Source organism: Janthinobacterium sp. SUN128 (assembly GCF_030587275.1).
In the GTDB taxonomy this organism is placed as follows: Bacteria; Pseudomonadota; Gammaproteobacteria; order Burkholderiales; family Burkholderiaceae_D; genus Janthinobacterium; species Janthinobacterium lividum.
This window is the reverse complement of the sequence record NZ_JAPWHY010000001.1, coordinates 2,858,973-2,875,825: the sequence shown is the minus strand read 5'-3', so window position 1 is coordinate 2,875,825 and position 16,853 is coordinate 2,858,973. Positions and strand designations below refer to the sequence as shown.

The following is a 16,853-nucleotide window of genomic DNA, read 5'->3' as shown; positions in this document are numbered from 1 at the left end:
CAGATTATGACAACACATTTAGAAGTATTGCAAAACGCCCTCGGCACTGCCCTGGGCGATCGCGTTAGCACGACGGTTGCGCTGGGCGAAGTCACCCTGGTCGTCAAGGCCGAGGACTACCTGGCCGTGATGCAGACCTTGCGCGACGATCCGACCCTGCATTTCGAGCAGCTGCTCGACCTGTGCGGCGTCGACTACTCGACCTATGGCGACGGTAGCTGGGATGGCCTGCGTTTCGCGGCCGTGTCGCACTTGCTGTCGGTCAAACACAACTGGCGCGTGCGCGTGCGCGTGTTCGCACCGGACGACGACATGCCGCTGCTGCCTTCCGTGGTGGGCATCTGGCGTGCCGTCAACTGGTACGAGCGCGAAGCATTCGACTTGCTGGGCATCCTCTTCGAAGGCCACAACGACTTGCGCCGCCTGCTGACCGACTACGGTTTCATCGGCCATCCGTTCCGCAAGGATTTCCCCGTCTCCGGCTATGTCGAGATGCGCTACGATCCGGAACAAAAGCGCGTGATTTACCAGCCCGTGACGATCGAGCCGCGGGAAAACGTGCCGCGCGTGATCCGCGAAGAACATTACGGGATGAAATAATGGCTGAGATTAAGAACTACACCTTGAACTTTGGGCCGCAGCATCCGGCCGCGCACGGTGTGCTGCGCCTGGTGCTGGAGATGGATGGCGAAGTCATCCAGCGCGCCGACCCGCATATCGGCCTGCTGCACCGCGCCACCGAAAAGCTGGCAGAACAGAAGACCTACCTGCAATCCGTGCCGTACATGGACCGTCTCGACTATGTGTCGATGATGTGCAATGAACATGCGTACGTGATGGCCATCGAAAAGATGCTGGGCCTGGAAGTGCCGCTGCGCGCGCAATACATCCGCGTCATGTTCGACGAGATGACGCGCATCCTGAATCACCTGATGTGGCTCGGCACCCACGCGCTGGACGTTGGCGCCATGGGCCCGTTCCTGTATTGCTTCCGCGACCGCGAAGACTTGTTCGACGCCTACGAGGCAGTGTCGGGCGCGCGCATGCACGCGGCCTACTACCGTCCGGGCGGCGTGTACCGCGACTTGCCGGACGCGATGCCGCAGCACAAGGCGTCGATCATCCGCAACGCCAAGGCCATCGGCAAGCTCAATGAAAACCGCCAGGGTTCCCTGCTGGACTTCATCGAAGACTTCGCGCGCCGTTTCCCGAACTCCGTGGACGAGTACGAAACCCTGCTGACCGACAACCGTATCTGGAAACAGCGTACCGTCGGCATCGGCGTGGTCTCGCCGGAAGATGCGCTGGCCATGGGCTTTACGGGCGCCATGCTGCGCGGCTCGGGCGTGCAGTGGGACTTGCGCAAGAAACAGCCGTACGAAGTGTACGACCTGATGGATTTCGACATTCCTATCGGCACCAACGGCGATTGCTACGACCGCTACCTGGTCCGCGTGGAAGAGCTGCGCCAGTCGAACCGCATCATCAAGCAATGCGTGGAGTGGCTGCGCAACAATGAAGGTCCTGTCATGACAAGCAACCGCAAGGTGGCGCCTCCGGGCCGCGTCGACATGAAGACCAACATGGAATCGCTGATTCACCACTTCAAGCTGTTTACGGAAGGTTTCCACGTGCCGCCAGGCGAGGCCTACAGCGCCGTGGAACATCCGAAGGGCGAGTTCGGCGTGTACCTGGTGTCCGATGGCGCCAACAAGCCGTACCGCATGAAACTGCGCGCGCCAGACTACGCCCACTTGCAGTCGCTCGACGAGATGGCGCGTGGGCACATGCTTGCCGACGCCGTGACCATCATCGGGACGCAAGATATCGTGTTCGGCAGTATTGACCGCTAAGAGGCAAAAAGTATGTTGTTATCAGAGCAATGCTATAAGAAAATTGACCGTGAGTTGGCCAAGTACCCGGCCGACCAGCGTCAATCCGCCGTCATGGCCGCGCTGGCCCATGCCCAGGATGAACTGGGCTGGCTGGCACCGGAAACCATGAAGGAACTGGCCGATTACATCGGCATGCCGGCGATTGCCGTGCAGGAAGTGGCCACGTTCTACAATATGTACAACGTGAAACCCGTGGGCAAGCACAAGATCACCGTGTGCACCAACCTGCCATGCGCCCTGTCGGGCGGCGTGCGCGCTGCAGACTACCTGAAGCAGAAGCTGGGTATCGATTTCCGCGAAACCACCCCTGACGGCCAGTTCACCCTGGTTGAAGGCGAGTGCATGGGTGCGTGCGGCGATGCGCCTGTCTTGCTGGTCAGTAATAAAACCATGTGCAGCTGGATGTCGAACGAGAAGATCGACGCCATGCTGGAGGAACTCAAGAAATGACGTCACTCCACAACCGCCATATCGATCCATTGATCCTGAAGGATCTGGATGGCAAGAACTGGCATTTGCAAGATTATGTGAACCGCGGCGGCTACAGTGCCCTGCGGCGTATCCTGGAAGAGAAAATCACGCCGGAACAGATCATCGCCGACCTCAAGGCTTCGTCCTTGCGCGGCCGTGGCGGCGCGGGTTTCCCTACCGGCTTGAAGTGGAGCTTCATGCCGCGCCAGTTCCCGGGTCAAAAATACCTCGTCTGCAATACAGATGAAGGCGAACCGGGCACTTTCAAGGACCGCGACATCATTCGTTACAATCCCCATGCCCTGATCGAAGGCATGGCCATTGGCGCTTACGCGATGGGCATCACCGTGGGTTACAACTATATCCACGGCGAGATCTTCCAGGAATACCTGCGTTTCGAAGAAGCGCTGGAAGAGGCGCGCGCCGCCGGTTTCCTGGGCGACAAGATCATGGGCAGCGAGTTCTCGTTCCAGTTGCATGCGCACCATGGTTATGGCGCCTACATCTGCGGCGAAGAAACGGCCCTGCTGGAATCGCTGGAAGGCAAGAAAGGCCAGCCACGCTTCAAGCCGCCTTTCCCTGCCTCGTTTGGTCTGTACGGCAAGCCGACGACGATCAACAACACGGAAACCTTTGCGGCCGTGCCATTCGTGCTGAACATCGGCCCAGAGAAATACCTGGCGATGGGCAAGCCGAACAATGGCGGTTCGAAGATCTTCTCGATCTCGGGCGACGTGGAAAAACCGGGCAACTACGAAGTGCCGCTCGGCACCCCGTTTGCGACCCTGCTGGAACTGGCAGGCGGCATGCGCGGTGGCAAAAAGATCAAGGCCGTGATCCCTGGCGGCTCGTCCGCTCCGGTGATCCGCGGCGACATCATGATGCAGACCGACCTGGACTACGACTCGATCGCGAAAGCCGGTTCGATGTTGGGTTCGGGCGCCGTCATCGTGATGGACGAAACACGCTGCATGGTAAAGGCGCTGGAACGCCTGTCCTACTTCTACTTTGAAGAATCGTGCGGCCAGTGTACGCCTTGCCGTGAAGGCACAGGCTGGATGTACCGCATGGTGCACCGCATCGAGCAGGGGCAGGGTCGTCCAGACGACCTGGACATGCTCAACTCGATCGCCGACAACATCCAGGGCCGCACCATTTGCGCGCTGGGCGATGCGGCTGCCATGCCGGTACGGGCCTTCATTAAGAATTTCCGTGAAGAATTTGAATATCATATCGAGCACAAGCATTGCTTAGTGCCCGCATATATCTAAGCTGCGTCAGGTAACGATCACCATGGTTGAAATCGAAATAGACGGCAAAAAAGTCGAAGTCCCTGCTGGTAGCATGGTGATGGACGCCGCCAACAAATTGGGAACCTACATTCCGCACTTCTGCTATCACAAGAAATTGTCGATCGCAGCGAACTGCCGCATGTGCCTGGTCGAAGTGGAAAAGGCGCCCAAGCCTTTGCCCGCTTGTGCGACCCCGGTCAGTGCCGGCATGATCGTGCGCTCCGCCAGCGATAAAGCTGTGCAGGCGCAAAAGTCGGTGATGGAATTCTTGCTGATTAACCACCCGCTCGATTGCCCTATCTGCGATCAGGGCGGCGAATGCCAGTTGCAAGACTTGGCCGTGGGTTACGGCAAGAGCGAATCGCGCTACAAGGAAGACAAGCGCGTCGTGCAGCCGAAGGAAGCCGGTCCGCTGGTGTCCATGCAAGAAATGTCGCGCTGCATCCAGTGCACCCGCTGCGTACGCTTTGGCCAGGAAGTAGCTGGCGTGATGGAGCTGGGCATGATCGGCCGCGGCGAACACTCGGAAATCGTGTCCTTCGTCGGCCAGACGGTCGACTCCGAACTGTCGGGCAACATGATCGACCTGTGCCCGGTCGGCGCACTGACCTCGAAGCCGTTCCGCTACAGCGCCCGTACGTGGGAACTGTCGCGCCGCAAATCGGTCAGCCCGCATGACGGCCTGGGCGCGAACCTGATCGTGCAAGTGAAAGCTGGCAAGGTCAAGCGCGTATTGCCTCTGGAAAACGAAGCCGTCAACGAGTGCTGGATCTCGGACAAGGACCGTTTCTCGTACGAAGCGCTGGACAGCGCCGAACGCCTGACGTCCCCGATGCTGAAACAAGGCAACGAGTGGAAAGAAGTCGATTGGCAAACGGCGCTGGAATACGTGGCGCACGGCCTGAAAAACATCAAGCACGAGCATGGCGCTGACGCCATCGCCGCGCTGGCAACGCCGCATTCGACCGTCGAAGAGCTGGTACTGCTGCAAAAAGTGGTCAACGGTCTCGGTTCCGAGAACGTCGACTTCCGCCTGCGCCAGACCGACTTCGCGCTGGACGCCGGCGTCAAGCCATGGCTGGGTATGCCGATCAACGAATTTGGCCAGATCAAGCGCGCCTTCGTCATCGGCTCGTTCCTGCGCAAGGACCACCCATTGCTGGCCACGCGTTTGCGCGCGTCCGTCAAGGGCGGCGCCAAGCTGTCGATCCTGCACGCCTCCGACGATGAGCAGCTGATCACCATCGCCAACAAGATGATCGTCGCGCCTGGCGATTGGCTGGCGGCCTTGTCGGAAGTGGTCGTCGCCGTTGCCAAAGCCAAAGAAATCGCCGCGCCAGCCGGTTTTGAAGCGATCGCCGCTTCGGACGTGGCTGTCGCCATCGCCGCCAGCCTGATGGCTGGCGACCACGGCGCCGTACTGCTGGGTAACGCGGCAACGCAACACCCGCAAGCGTCGCAATTGCATGCTGCCGCGCAATGGATCGCCGAACAGACGGGCGCCAAGCTCGGTTACCTGACGGAAGCGGCCAACACGGTTGGCGCGCACCTGGTCGCCAAGCCGCGTGCCAATGTGCAAGCTGCCTTTGCCGCGCCGAAAAAAGCCTACGTGCTGCTGCACGCCGAGCCGGAACTCGACGCTGCCAACCCGCAAGCGGCCCGCGCCGCCCTGGATGGCGCCGACATGGTCGTGGCGATGTCGGCCTTCAAGCACGGCATGGATTACGCCGATGTCTTGCTGCCGATCGCTCCGTTCGCTGAAACCTCGGGCACCTTCGTCAACTGCGAAGGCCGCGCGCAAAGCTTCAACGGCACCGTGAAACCGCTGGCGGAAACCCGTCCAGCCTGGAAAGTGCTGCGCGTCCTGGGCAACATCCTGGGCCTGGCCGGTTTCGACTACGACACTTCCGAAGCAATCCGCGACGAAGCGTTTGGCGCCGGCGTGACCGATCTGTCGGCACAGCTGAACAACATCGCCAAGAACGCGCCGGAAGCGGCAAGCTACGCACCGGCTTCGCCTGCGCTGCAACGCATCGCCGACGTGCCGATCTACTTCGCCGACGCGCTCGTGCGCCGCTCCGAACCGCTGCTGCGCACGGTCGATGGCGCCGCACCGCAAGCGCACCTGTCCCTGGCGCTGGCTGACAAGCTGGGCATCAAGGCGGGCGACAAGGTCAAAGTGGCGCAAGGCTCCGGCAGCGCCATCCTGGTGGCGGCACTCCATGCCGGCCTGCCAGCCAATGTGGTGAAAGTGTCGGCGGCGCATGCCTCGACGGCTAGCCTGGGCGGCATGTTCGGTGACATCACAGTTGAAACAGCAGAGGGGAAAATCTGATGGCTCTGCCTGAATTTGTAAACGTCATCAACAGCGGTGGCCAGGACTTGCTGGGCGGCTCGTGGCCGTTCTTCTGGACCCTGATCAAGATCCTGTGCGTGCTGTTGCCTCTGATGGGCCTGGTTGCCTACCTGACCTTGTGGGAACGCAAGCTGATCGGCTGGATCCAGATCCGCGTGGGCCCGAACCGCGTGGGTCCGCTGGGCTTGCTGCAGCCGATCGCCGATGCGCTGAAACTCTTGTTCAAAGAGATCATCATCCCGTCGAAGGCCGCCAAGGGCCTGTTCGTGATCGGCCCGATCATGACCATCATGCCGGCCCTGGCCGCCTGGTCGGTCGTGCCGTTCGGCCCGCAAGCCGTGCTGGCCAACGTCAACGCAGGCTTGCTGATGCTGCTGGCGATTACCTCGATGGAAGTCTACGGCATCATCATCGCCGGCTGGGCCTCGAACTCGAAGTACTCGTTCATGGGCGCCATGCGTGCTTCGGCACAGATGATTTCGTATGAAATCCCGATGGGCTTCGTGATGGTCATCGTGCTGATGGTCTCGGGCAGCCTGAACTTCATCGACATCGTCGGCGGCCAGCAAATCGGCTTCTTCGCCGACAAGGGCGTGAACTTCCTGTCGTGGAACTGGCTGCCGCTGCTGCCGATGTTCGTCATCTACCTGGTGTCGGGCCTGGCTGAAGCCAACCGTCACCCGTTCGACGTCGTCGAAGGCGAGTCGGAAATCGTCGCCGGCCACATGGTTGAATATTCGGGCATGGCCTACGCCATGTTCATGCTGGCCGAATACGCCAACATGATCCTGATCGGCGCGCTGGCTTCGATCATGTTCCTCGGTGGCTGGTCCGCACCATTTGCTTTCCTTGAGTTCTGGGGTGGTTTCGGCGGCTTCTTCTGGCTGTTCGCCAAGACCTTCTTCATCGTGTCGGTGTTTATCTGGGTACGCGGTACTTTCCCACGCTACCGTTATGACCAGATCATGCGCCTCGGCTGGAAAGTGTTTATCCCGTTGACGCTGGTCTACCTGGTCTTCGTCGCTGCCTGGATGCAGACATCCTGGAATATTTGGAAGTAAGAGAGTGCATACGAATGGATAAGGTAAAAGATTTCTTCAGCAGCCTCTTGTTAGGCGAGCTGATCAAGGGCATGGCGTTGACAGGCAAGTACATGTTTTCGCGCAAGATCACGGTGCAATTCCCGGAAGAGAAGACACCGATCTCGCCGCGTTTCCGTGGCTTGCACGCGCTGCGCCGCTACCCGAACGGCGAGGAACGTTGCATCGCCTGCAAACTGTGCGAAGCGGTTTGCCCGGCGATGGCCATCACGATCGAATCGGAACAGCGTGACGACGGCTCGCGCCGCACCACGCGTTACGATATTGACTTGACCAAGTGCATCTTCTGCGGTTTCTGCGAAGAGTCCTGCCCGGTCGATTCGATCGTCGAGACGCAAATCCTGGAATACCACGGCGAGAAACGCGGGGATTTGTATTACACGAAAGAGATGTTGCTGGCCGTGGGTGATCGTTATGAAAATGACATCGCCGCTGCGCGCGCCGCCGACGCACCTTATCGCTGATGGATGCGCCGCAGCTGACCAGCTGCGGCGCGCCCCTCGTTCATCTGTACGTCTATTGGGTTTTTTATGGACTTTAAAACAATTTTGTTTTACGCCTTCGCGCTGATCTTGATTCTGGCAGCGACGCGCGTCATCACGGCCCGTAATCCGGTCCACGCAGTACTGTTCCTGGTACTGTCCTTCTTTTCCGCAGCGGGCATCTGGATGCTGCTGCAAGCTGAATTCCTGGCCATCGTGCTGGTATTGGTGTATGTCGGCGCCGTGATGGTGCTGTTCCTCTTCGTGGTCATGATGCTCGATATCAATATCGACCGCATGCGCGAAGGTTTCTGGGGCTATCTGCCACTGTCCGTGACGGTGGGCGTGATCATCGTGCTGGAAATGGCCGCTGTCCTGTGGCACGGTTTCCGCAACTTTGCGCCTAGCATCGCTCCGGTCAACGTCAACCTGGGCGGCACCAAGGAACTGGGCCTGCTGATCTACACGAAATATGTGTTCGCCTTCGAGATCGCTGCCGTCGTGCTGTTGGTGGCCATCGTTGCCGCGGTTGCACTGACCCTGCGCAAACGCAAGGACACCAAGCATTTTGCTCCGGGCGATGCCGTGCGCGTCAAGCGTAACGACCGCCTGAAGATCATCAAGATGGACGCGGTCGTCGAGCGTCCTGCGGCTGAGCCGGAAGTTAAGGAGGCACCATGACATTATCGCTCACACATTTTCTGGTCCTGGGCGCGATCCTGTTCGCAATCTCGATCGTCGGTATTTTCCTGAACCGCAAGAACATCATCGTATTGCTGATGGCAATCGAATTGATGCTGCTGGCGGTGAATATGAATTTCATCGCGTTCTCCCATTTCATGGGCGACGCGGCCGGTCAGATCTTCGTTTTCTTCATCCTGACGGTTGCCGCCGCTGAGTCGGCTATCGGTCTGGCTATTCTGGTGGTGATGTTCCGTAATCTGGATACCATCAACGTCGAAGACCTGGACAGCCTCAAAGGCTGATGTTTTTCAGACTCGATCTCTCGAATAATAACGATTAAGGTTCATCATGGCGGGGCAACTCCTCAACCCTAACCTCCTTCTTGCCGTACCGCTGGCGCCGCTGGCCGGTGCCGCGATTGCAGGCTTGCTTGGCACCCAGTTCCTGGGTAATTTGGTCGGACGCAAGACGTCGCATACCGCGACGATCCTGGGCGTACTGATTGCGTTCATCCTGTCCGTGCAGACACTGCTGGCAGTGATGGATGGCGCGACATTCAATGGCACGATCTATAACTGGATGACGATCGGCACCCTGAAGATGGAAGTGGGCTTCCAGATCGATTCGCTGTCGGCGATGATGATGTGCGTGGTCACCTTCGTCTCCCTGATGGTGCACATCTACACGATCGGCTACATGAAGGACGACGAAGGCTACAACCGCTTCTTCGCCTACATCTCGCTGTTCACCTTCTCGATGCTGATGCTGGTCATGGCCAACAACTTCCTGCAACTGTTCTTCGGTTGGGAAGCCGTGGGCCTGGTCTCTTACCTCCTGATCGGTTTCTGGTACCAGCGTCCGACGGCCATCGTGGCCAACATGAAGGCTTTCCTTGTCAACCGCGTGGGCGACTTCGGCTTCATCCTCGGCATCGGCCTGCTGCTGGCCTACGCCGGCACCATGAACTACCAGGAAGTGTTTGCCAAGAAAGACGAACTGGCGCTGTTGAGCTTGCCAGGTACCGACTGGGCCCTGCTGACCGTTGCCTGCATCTGCCTGTTCATCGGCGCGATGGGCAAATCGGCGCAGTTCCCGCTGCACGTGTGGCTGCCTGACTCGATGGAAGGTCCTACCCCGATCTCGGCACTGATCCACGCCGCGACGATGGTGACGGCCGGTATCTTCATGGTCTCGCGCATGTCGCCGCTGTTCGAACTGTCCGACACGGCACTGTCCTTCATCCTGGTGATCGGCTCCATCACGGCGCTGTTCATGGGCTTCCTAGGCATCATCCAGAACGACATCAAGCGCGTCGTCGCTTACTCGACGCTGTCGCAGCTCGGTTACATGACCGTGGCGCTGGGTTCGTCCGCGTACTCCGTGGCCGTGTTCCACCTGATGACGCACGCATTCTTCAAGGCACTGCTGTTCCTGGGCGCCGGTTCCGTCATCATCGGCATGCACCACGACCAGGATATCCGCAACATGGGCGGTCTGCGCAAGTACATGCCGATCACCTGGATCACTTCCCTGATCGGTTCGCTGGCCCTGATCGGCACGCCGCTGTTCTCCGGTTTCTACTCGAAAGACAGCATCATCGAAGCCGTCGAAGCGACGCACATCTGGGGTGCTGGCTTTGCCCAGTTCGCCGTGCTGGCTGGCGTGTTTGTTACCGCCTTCTACTCGTTCCGCATGTATTTCCTCGTCTTCCATGGCAAGGAACGTTTCGGCCAGGCGCATGCGCACGGTCACGACGACCATCACGCACCGAAAGCGGCCCATGGCGCGCACGGCGATGCGCATGACGACCACCACGAAGAAGAGGAAGACGACCACGCGCACCACGGTCTGGAACCTGGCCAGAAGCCGCACGAGTCCCCATTCGTCGTATGGTTCCCGCTGGTGATGCTGGCGATCCCGTCGCTGATCATCGGCTACCTGACGATCGGCCCGATGCTGCATGGCGATTTCTTCAAGGGCGTGATTTTTGTCGGCGAAAACCATCCAGCAATGGAAGAGTTGTCGCATGAATTCCACGGCGCAATGGCGATGGCGATCCACGGCCTGTCGACGGCACCGTTCTGGCTGGCATTGTCCGGCGTGGTGGCAGCCTACTACTGCTACATGGTCAACCCGCGTGTACCGGCCTGGTTCTTTGCCAAGTTCCACGCGATCCACACCCTGCTGGACAACAAGTACTACATGGACAAGTTCAATGAAGTCGTGTTCGCCGGCGGTGCCCGCTTGCTGGGTAATGGCCTGTGGAACTTCGGTGACAAGAAGCTGATCGATGGCCTGCTGGTCAACGGTAGCGCCAAGGTCGTCGCCTGGCTGTCCTCGCTGTCGCGAGTGCTGCAGACCGGCTACATCTATCACTATGCATTCGTGATGATCCTGGGCGTGCTGGGCTTCCTGATCTATTTCCTGCCATTCTGGCCCGCTAAGTAAGCTGACCTGATAAAAGAATACTGAGAACCATGATGCAGTCTACGATTTCTACACTACCTCCTTACCTGAGTCTGTCGATCTGGGTGCCGATCATTTGCGGCGTCCTGATCCTGGCTCTCGGCCGCGACAGCAAAGCGGGCTTTACCCGCTGGCTGTCGCTGGCTGGCGCCGTGCTCAGCATGCTGTGCACCTTGCCGCTGATCCAGCATTTCGACAACGCCGCGCACGGCATGCAATTCGTCGAAAAAGCACCGTGGATTGAAACCTTCAATATCTGGTACTCGCTGGGTATCGACGGCCTGTCGCTGTGGTTCGTGCCACTGACGGCGTTCATCACCGTCATCGTCGTCATTTCCGCTTGGCAAGTGATCGAGAAGCGCATCGCCCAGTACATGGGCTCGTTCCTGATCCTGTCGGGCCTGATGATCGGCGTGTTCTGCGCGCTGGACGGCTTGCTGTTCTACTTCTTCTTTGAAGCAACCCTGATCCCGATGTTCATCATCATCGGTATCTGGGGCGGTTCGAACCGCGTGTACGCGTCGTTCAAGTTCTTCCTGTACACCTTCTTCGGTTCGCTGCTGACCCTGGTTGCCATCATCTACCTGCGCAATGTGTCGGGCACCTTCGACATCCTGGCCTGGCATGCGTTCAAGCTGACGATGAACGAGCAGATCTTCATCTTCCTGGCCTTCCTGATGGCGTTTGCCGTCAAGGTGCCGATGTTCCCCGTCCACACGTGGTTGCCGGACGTCCACGTGGAAGCGCCAACGGGCGGTTCCGCCGTGCTGGCCGCCATCATGCTGAAACTGGGCGCCTACGGCTTCCTGCGTTTCTCGCTGCCGATCACGCCGGACGCCAGCCACTACCTGTCGGGTTTCATGATCGCCTTGTCGCTGATCGCCGTGATCTACATCGGTCTGGTTGCCCTGGTGCAAACCGACATGAAAAAACTGGTCGCCTATTCGTCGATCGCGCACATGGGTTTCGTGACCCTGGGCTTCTTCATGTTCAACGACATCTCGGTGCAGGGCGGTATCGTGCAGATGGTCTCGCACGGCTTCATCTCCGGCGCGATGTTCCTGTGCATCGGCGTGCTGTATGACCGCATGCATACCCGCAACATCGCCGACTACGGCGGCGTCGTAAACCGCATGCCGAAATTTGCCGCCTTCTTCGTGCTGTTCTCGATGGCCAACTGCGGTCTGCCTGCGACGTCCGGCTTCGTCGGCGAGTTCATGGTGATTCTGGGCGCGGTGAAATACAACTTCTGGATCGGTCTGCTGGCTGCAACGGCACTGATCTGGGGCGCGGCGTACTCGCTGTGGATGGCCAAGCGCGTGGTGTTCGGCAAGATCAAGAACAAGCATGTGGCCGAACTGACCGACATCAACAAACGTGAATTCTTCATGCTTGCTGTGCTGGCCATCGCCGTGCTCGTGATGGGTCTGTACCCAGCCCCGTTCACCGACACGATGCAAACTTCGGTTGCTGACCTGCTGCAGCATGTCGCCACCAGCAAGTTGCCTTAAATAGAAGACCGATAACATGACTAATGCACCTAATCTGGTACCGCTGTACGCGGAAATCTTTCTGCTGATCGCCACGTCGGCGCTCTTGCTGATCGATATGTTCTTGCCTGCGGCGAAGCGTTCGATCACCTATGCGCTGTCGCTGCTGACCCTGGCCGGCTGCGCCTTGCTGACCGTGGGCGACTTCAATGCGGGCACCACCGTCTACACGTTCCACAACATGTTCGTGTCGGACCCGATGTCGCAGCTGCTTAAACTGTTCTCGTACGGCGCCGTGGCGCTGACCTTGATCTACTCGCGTGCCTATGCCACCGACCGCAGCATGCTGTCGGGTAACCTGGGCGGCGAGTTCTACGTGCTGGCCCTGTTTGCACTGCTGGGTCAGATGATCATGATCTCGGCCAACAACTTCCTGATCATCTACCTGGGTCTGGAACTGATGTCGCTGTCGCTGTACGCACTGATCGCCTTGCGCCGTGACAATGCCAAGGCCACGGAAGCGGCCATGAAATACTTCATCCTGGGCGCGCTGGCCTCCGGTTTCATGTTGTACGGTATCTCGATGCTGTACGGCGCCTCCGGCACCCTGGACCTGGGCGAACTGCGCGTGGCGCTGGAAAACGGCAAGACCAACGGCACCATCATGGTCTTCGGCCTGGTGTTCCTCGTTGCCGGCCTGGCCTTCAAACTGGGCGTCGTGCCATTCCACATGTGGGTGCCTGACGTGTATCAAGGTTCGCCGACGGCAGTGACCCTGCTGCTGGGCGCGGCGCCGAAACTGGCCGCCTTCGCCATCACCCTGCGCTTGCTGGCCGAAGGCTTGCTGCCGATGGCACATGACTGGCAGCAAATGCTGCTGGTGCTGGCCGTGATGTCGCTGGCTATCGGCAACTTCACCGCGATCGCGCAAACCAACCTGAAGCGCATGTTGGCGTACTCGACCATCGCGCAAATGGGCTTCGTTCTGCTGGGCCTGCTGTCCGGTACCGTGGATGCACCGAACAACACCCTGAACGCGGCTGGCGCAGCCACCGCCTACGGCGCCTCGATGTACTACGTCATCACCTACGTGTTCACCACCCTGGGTACCTTTGGCGTGATCATGTTGTTGGCACGTAATGGTTTCGAAGCAGACGAACTGGCCGACTTCAAGGGCCTGGGCAAACGCAGCCCGATCTTCGCGCTGGTGATGACCCTGTTCATGTTCTCGCTGGCCGGCGTGCCGCCGCTGATGGGCTTCATGGCCAAGTACTCGGTGCTCGCTTCCGTGCTGGCGACGGGCCAGCTGTGGCTGACCATCGCTGCCGTGCTGTTCTCGCTGATCGGCGCCTTCTACTACCTGCGCGTCGTGAAAATGATGTGGTTCGACGAGCCGACGGACGGCAATGTGCTGGTCGTGCATGGCGACATGCGCGTCGTGCTGGCCCTGAACGGCGTGTTCGTCCTGGCGCTGGGTGTGATGCCGAACAGCATCCTGGCTGCCTGCGCGACCGCCATCACCAAGACGCTGGCGTCCTGACCGATGGATGTCACCGCCTCGAGCTGGCTGGTGATCGCCCTGGGCATCCTGGGCGCCAACCTGCCTTTCCTGAACGAGAAACTGTTTGCCGCCGTGCCCCTGAAAAGGGCGGCGCAAGCAGAGCAGGGCTGGCGCAAGCCGCTGGCGCTGCGCCTGCTGGAGATGGTGATTCTGTACTTCATCGTCGGCGCCGTGGCGTTCGCGCTCGAAGCGCGCATCGGCAACGGTTTCCCGCAGACGTGGGAGTTCTATGCCATCACGGGATGTCTGTTCCTGGTGCTGGCCTTTCCCGGCTTCGTCACACGCTACCTGCGCAAACGACATTAGCCCCATCGACCGAAAGCGGCGCCTCTGGCGCCGTTTTTTTTTATTGAGCATAATCAAGGTATGGATACTGAACGCATGGATATGAATTTAACTGAGACCAAGGTGGACGGCGAGCTCGTCTACCAAGGCGGCTTCCTGCGCGTGCAGCGCGACCGGGTTGCGCTGCCGGACGGCAAGATCACGGCGCGCGAATTCGTCCTGCATCCGGGCGCCGTCGTCATCCTGCCGCTGCTCGACGATGGCACGGTGCTGATGGAACGCCAGTACCGCTATCCGCTGGACCGCGTCTTCATTGAATTCCCGGCCGGCAAGATCGACGCGGGCGAATCGCACCTGGCGTGCGCCCAGCGCGAATTGCTGGAAGAGACGGGCTACACGGCCAGCGACTGGCAATTCGTCTCCACCATCCATAATGCCATCGCCTATTCCGATGAACACCTGGAGCTGTTCCTGGCGCGCGGCCTGGTGGCCGGCGAACGCCAGCTCGATGAAGGCGAATTCCTGGAAACCTTTACGGCCACCGTGCCGCAGCTGCTCGACTGGGTCAAGGATGGCACGATCACGGACGTGAAAACCGTCATCGGCATCTTCTGGCTCGACAAGATCACCAGCGGCGCCTGGCAACCGGCCTGATTCCGCACATGCGCGCGGCTCTCTTTTTGCTGCTGGCGTCTGCCAGCCTGGGCGCGCACGGGGCCGCGCGCACGCCGTTCCAGGTGCGCTGCGAAGACACGATCAGCAAGACGGTGTCCGTGCTGACGGCGCAGCAGAATGGCTACAGCATCGACACGCATCTGCCGTACAAGGCCCTGACCGTCATGAAGGGCACGGCGCGCGCCAATACCTGGGTACTCGGATTGACGAAGACGGATTCGCGCGTGGCCATCGCCCTGGCCGGCCCCATGCTGCAAGACCCGGCCAGCGGCTATGAATGCGTGGCGCCGCAGATTACCGTGTCCCTCACGTATGCGCCCGTGGTGATCTATATCGGCCGCGAGTTTGCCCCCGGCACTTGCGCGTATGATGAGATACTCGCGCACGAGCTGCGGCACATGAAGACCTATATGGAACATTTGCCGCGCGTGGAAAAGACCGTGCGCGCGGCGCTGGCCAAACGCTTCGAGGCGCGGCCCCTGTATGCGCCCAGCGGCACGGCCAAGGCGGCGCTGGCGCGCGAGATTGACACGGGCTGGTTGCCGTATATCAAGGCTGAAATGCGCAAGGTGGAAACCTTGCAGGCGGCCATCGATTCTCCGCAAGAATATGCGCGCCTGAGCAAGGCGTGCAAGGGCGAAATCCAGAACATCCTGGCGGGCAAGGCAGCCGCCGCCAACTAGACAAGGAATGGCATGACAGCAGCACCGAACACCGTCCGTTATTTTGCGCTGATCCCCGCCGCCGGCGTGGGCGCGCGCATGGAAGCGGGCAGTCCCAAGCAATACTTACCTATCGCCGGCAAACCCATGCTGCGCCACGCGCTCGACGCCTTTCTCGCCAGCCCCCTGATCGCTCACACGTATGTCGTCGTCAGCGCGGAGGATAGCGTGATCGACACGGTCGTGCCGGAGCAGGGCGTGACTGTGCTGCGCTGCGGCGGCGCCACGCGCATGGAGACGATCCTGAATGGCTTGCAGGCCGTGCACGGCAGCATCGGTGCCCACGACCAGGTGCTGGTGCACGACGCGGCGCGTCCCGGCCTGACGCCGGCCCTGATCGAAAAGCTCATCGGCGAGGTGGGCGACCACCCGGCCGGCGGCCTGCTGGCCTTGCCCGTAGTCGATACCGTCAAGCGGACGGGGCCGGACGGCCTGTCGGCGCAGACGGTGCCGCGCGATCATCTATGGCTGGCGCAGACGCCGCAAATGTTTAGCTATGCGCTGCTGTACCAGGCCTTATCCGAAGCGCCCGACCCGCAAGCGATTACGGACGACGCCAGCGCCGTCGAAGCGCTGGGCCTGGCACCCAGGCTGGTTGAAGGCCACCCGCGCAACCTGAAGGTGACCTTGCCGCGCGACATATACACGGCCGAACTGTATTTGGCCAACCCTTGAATTCTACAGAGACCCGCATGAACACAACGACTCCCGTACTGCCTTTCCGCATCGGCCAGGGCTATGACTGCCACGCGCTGGTGGAAAACCGCGACCTGATCATCGGCGGCGTGAAAATCCCCCATCACCTGGGCTTGCTCGGCCATTCCGATGCGGACGTGCTGCTGCACGCGATCACGGACGCCATCTTCGGCGCCGCCGCCTTGGGCGACATCGGCCGCCATTTCCCCGACACGGACGCACAGTTCAAGGGCGCCGATTCGCGCACCCTGCTGCGCGAGGCCGCGCGCCGCGTGCAAGCGACCGGTTATATCATCGGCAATATCGACGCCACCATCATCGCCCAGCGCCCGAAAATGGCGCCGCACATCGCCGCCATGTGCGCGAACGTGGCCGAAGACCTGGGCGTGAGTGTGGGCCAGGTCAACATCAAGGCCAAGACGAATGAAAAACTGGGCTACCTGGGCCGTGAAGAAGGCATCGCGGCCGAAGCCGTGGCCTTGCTGCTGCGCGCCTGAGCGTACCCGGCAGCTCCTTTTTAAGGATTCCTGAAAATTAATATTTCCAAATTGAAATTTGGTGAAAATTTAACGTTATTGTCATGATAATATTTGTCCGCTTTTTCGGACGCGACAAGACGTCACTTTATAACCACGGGAAATATTGAAAGAACGGAATCATATGCGTAGTCGTATGCAG

At 60.0% G+C, this 16,853-nt stretch carries 17 protein-coding genes; all 17 read left to right on the top strand.

From position 1 onward, the window contains the following. The first annotated feature begins 6 nt into the window (after positions 1–6). The 17 genes from O3297_RS12990 to ispF all read left to right on the top strand — a co-directional run bounded on the left by O3297_RS12990 (position 7) and on the right by ispF (position 16,672). Positions 7–600: an NADH-quinone oxidoreductase subunit C gene (locus O3297_RS12990; protein WP_034779526.1), complete on the top strand. Its 594-nt coding sequence runs from the start codon at positions 7–9 to the stop codon at positions 598–600. Then, positions 600–1,853 (top strand): NADH-quinone oxidoreductase subunit D, encoded by a 1,254-nt coding sequence (locus O3297_RS12985; protein ID WP_034749992.1) that lies wholly within the window; start codon positions 600–602, stop codon positions 1,851–1,853. Before O3297_RS12990 ends, O3297_RS12985 begins: the two co-directional genes overlap by 1 nt. Before the next feature lie 12 nt (positions 1,854–1,865). Further along, positions 1,866–2,345, top strand: a complete 480-nt coding sequence (gene nuoE / locus O3297_RS12980; RefSeq protein WP_034779513.1) for an NADH-quinone oxidoreductase subunit NuoE — start codon at positions 1,866–1,868, stop codon at positions 2,343–2,345. Next, entirely contained in the window at positions 2,342–3,637 is a 1,296-nt protein-coding gene (gene nuoF / locus O3297_RS12975) for an NADH-quinone oxidoreductase subunit NuoF (protein WP_010399729.1), read from the top strand. The genes nuoE and nuoF overlap by 4 nt, the downstream gene beginning before the upstream one ends. 22 nt (positions 3,638–3,659) lie before the next feature. Then, entirely contained in the window at positions 3,660–5,993 is a 2,334-nt protein-coding gene (nuoG, locus tag O3297_RS12970; protein WP_305048885.1) for an NADH-quinone oxidoreductase subunit NuoG, read from the top strand. Next, positions 5,993–7,075 carry an NADH-quinone oxidoreductase subunit NuoH gene (gene nuoH, locus O3297_RS12965; protein WP_133990143.1) on the top strand — a complete coding sequence of 361 codons (1,083 nt, stop codon included), beginning with the start codon at positions 5,993–5,995 and terminating at the stop codon, positions 7,073–7,075. Before nuoG ends, nuoH begins: the two co-directional genes overlap by 1 nt. Positions 7,076–7,089: 14 nt before the next feature. After that, positions 7,090–7,578 carry an NADH-quinone oxidoreductase subunit NuoI gene (gene nuoI, locus O3297_RS12960; protein WP_010399726.1) on the top strand — a complete coding sequence of 163 codons (489 nt, stop codon included), beginning with the start codon at positions 7,090–7,092 and terminating at the stop codon, positions 7,576–7,578. A 66-nt stretch (positions 7,579–7,644) separates the two neighbouring features. Next, positions 7,645–8,277: an NADH-quinone oxidoreductase subunit J gene (locus O3297_RS12955; protein ID WP_034779507.1), complete on the top strand. Its 633-nt coding sequence runs from the start codon at positions 7,645–7,647 to the stop codon at positions 8,275–8,277. Next, positions 8,274–8,582 (top strand): NADH-quinone oxidoreductase subunit NuoK, encoded by a 309-nt coding sequence (gene nuoK / locus O3297_RS12950; RefSeq protein ID WP_010399724.1) that lies wholly within the window; start codon positions 8,274–8,276, stop codon positions 8,580–8,582. The genes O3297_RS12955 and nuoK overlap by 4 nt, the downstream gene beginning before the upstream one ends. 46 nt (positions 8,583–8,628) lie before the next feature. Beyond that, on the top strand, positions 8,629–10,728 hold the full coding sequence (gene nuoL / locus O3297_RS12945; protein ID WP_092606118.1) for an NADH-quinone oxidoreductase subunit L: 2,100 nt from the start codon (positions 8,629–8,631) through the stop codon (positions 10,726–10,728). Positions 10,729–10,757: 29 nt separating this feature from the next. Continuing rightward, positions 10,758–12,257 carry an NADH-quinone oxidoreductase subunit M gene (locus O3297_RS12940; RefSeq protein ID WP_034749975.1) on the top strand — a complete coding sequence of 500 codons (1,500 nt, stop codon included), beginning with the start codon at positions 10,758–10,760 and terminating at the stop codon, positions 12,255–12,257. Positions 12,258–12,273: 16 nt separating this feature from the next. Beyond that, the gene (gene nuoN / locus O3297_RS12935; RefSeq protein ID WP_034779502.1) at positions 12,274–13,776 is read left to right on the top strand and encodes an NADH-quinone oxidoreductase subunit NuoN; all 1,503 of its coding nucleotides are present in this window, start codon (positions 12,274–12,276) and stop codon (positions 13,774–13,776) included. A 3-nt stretch (positions 13,777–13,779) separates the two neighbouring features. After that, positions 13,780–14,103, top strand: coding sequence for a DUF2818 family protein (locus O3297_RS12930; RefSeq protein ID WP_070255601.1), 324 nt, complete (start codon positions 13,780–13,782; stop codon positions 14,101–14,103). Positions 14,104–14,178: 75 nt separating this feature from the next. Continuing rightward, positions 14,179–14,736, top strand: a complete 558-nt coding sequence (locus O3297_RS12925; protein ID WP_070255807.1) for an NUDIX domain-containing protein — start codon at positions 14,179–14,181, stop codon at positions 14,734–14,736. An 8-nt stretch (positions 14,737–14,744) separates the two neighbouring features. Next, the gene (locus tag O3297_RS12920; protein WP_305048884.1) at positions 14,745–15,440 is read left to right on the top strand and encodes a hypothetical protein; all 696 of its coding nucleotides are present in this window, start codon (positions 14,745–14,747) and stop codon (positions 15,438–15,440) included. Between the two features lie 12 nt (positions 15,441–15,452). Beyond that, on the top strand, positions 15,453–16,154 hold the full coding sequence (gene ispD, locus O3297_RS12915; protein ID WP_305048883.1) for a 2-C-methyl-D-erythritol 4-phosphate cytidylyltransferase: 702 nt from the start codon (positions 15,453–15,455) through the stop codon (positions 16,152–16,154). Positions 16,155–16,171: 17 nt separating this feature from the next. Next, positions 16,172–16,672, top strand: coding sequence for a 2-C-methyl-D-erythritol 2,4-cyclodiphosphate synthase (gene ispF, locus O3297_RS12910; protein WP_034779491.1), 501 nt, complete (start codon positions 16,172–16,174; stop codon positions 16,670–16,672). Positions 16,673–16,853: the final 181 nt, after the last annotated feature.

Bases quoted from the DNA above. Each gene is read 5' to 3' on its own strand.
- O3297_RS12990 (WP_034779526.1), top strand. From the start codon at position 7: ATGACAACACATTTAGAAGTATTGCAAAACGCCCTCGGCACTGCCCTG.
- O3297_RS12985 (WP_034749992.1), top strand. From the start codon at position 600: ATGGCTGAGATTAAGAACTACACCTTGAACTTTGGGCCGCAGCATCCG.
- nuoE (WP_034779513.1), top strand. From the start codon at position 1,866: ATGTTGTTATCAGAGCAATGCTATAAGAAAATTGACCGTGAGTTGGCC.
- nuoF (WP_010399729.1), top strand. From the start codon at position 2,342: ATGACGTCACTCCACAACCGCCATATCGATCCATTGATCCTGAAGGAT.
- nuoG (WP_305048885.1), top strand. From the start codon at position 3,660: ATGGTTGAAATCGAAATAGACGGCAAAAAAGTCGAAGTCCCTGCTGGT.
- nuoH (WP_133990143.1), top strand. From the start codon at position 5,993: ATGGCTCTGCCTGAATTTGTAAACGTCATCAACAGCGGTGGCCAGGAC.
- nuoI (WP_010399726.1), top strand. From the start codon at position 7,090: ATGGATAAGGTAAAAGATTTCTTCAGCAGCCTCTTGTTAGGCGAGCTG.
- O3297_RS12955 (WP_034779507.1), top strand. From the start codon at position 7,645: ATGGACTTTAAAACAATTTTGTTTTACGCCTTCGCGCTGATCTTGATT.
- nuoK (WP_010399724.1), top strand. From the start codon at position 8,274: ATGACATTATCGCTCACACATTTTCTGGTCCTGGGCGCGATCCTGTTC.
- nuoL (WP_092606118.1), top strand. From the start codon at position 8,629: ATGGCGGGGCAACTCCTCAACCCTAACCTCCTTCTTGCCGTACCGCTG.
- O3297_RS12940 (WP_034749975.1), top strand. From the start codon at position 10,758: ATGATGCAGTCTACGATTTCTACACTACCTCCTTACCTGAGTCTGTCG.
- nuoN (WP_034779502.1), top strand. From the start codon at position 12,274: ATGACTAATGCACCTAATCTGGTACCGCTGTACGCGGAAATCTTTCTG.
- O3297_RS12930 (WP_070255601.1), top strand. From the start codon at position 13,780: ATGGATGTCACCGCCTCGAGCTGGCTGGTGATCGCCCTGGGCATCCTG.
- O3297_RS12925 (WP_070255807.1), top strand. From the start codon at position 14,179: ATGGATATGAATTTAACTGAGACCAAGGTGGACGGCGAGCTCGTCTAC.
- O3297_RS12920 (WP_305048884.1), top strand. From the start codon at position 14,745: ATGCGCGCGGCTCTCTTTTTGCTGCTGGCGTCTGCCAGCCTGGGCGCG.
- ispD (WP_305048883.1), top strand. From the start codon at position 15,453: ATGACAGCAGCACCGAACACCGTCCGTTATTTTGCGCTGATCCCCGCC.
- ispF (WP_034779491.1), top strand. From the start codon at position 16,172: ATGAACACAACGACTCCCGTACTGCCTTTCCGCATCGGCCAGGGCTAT.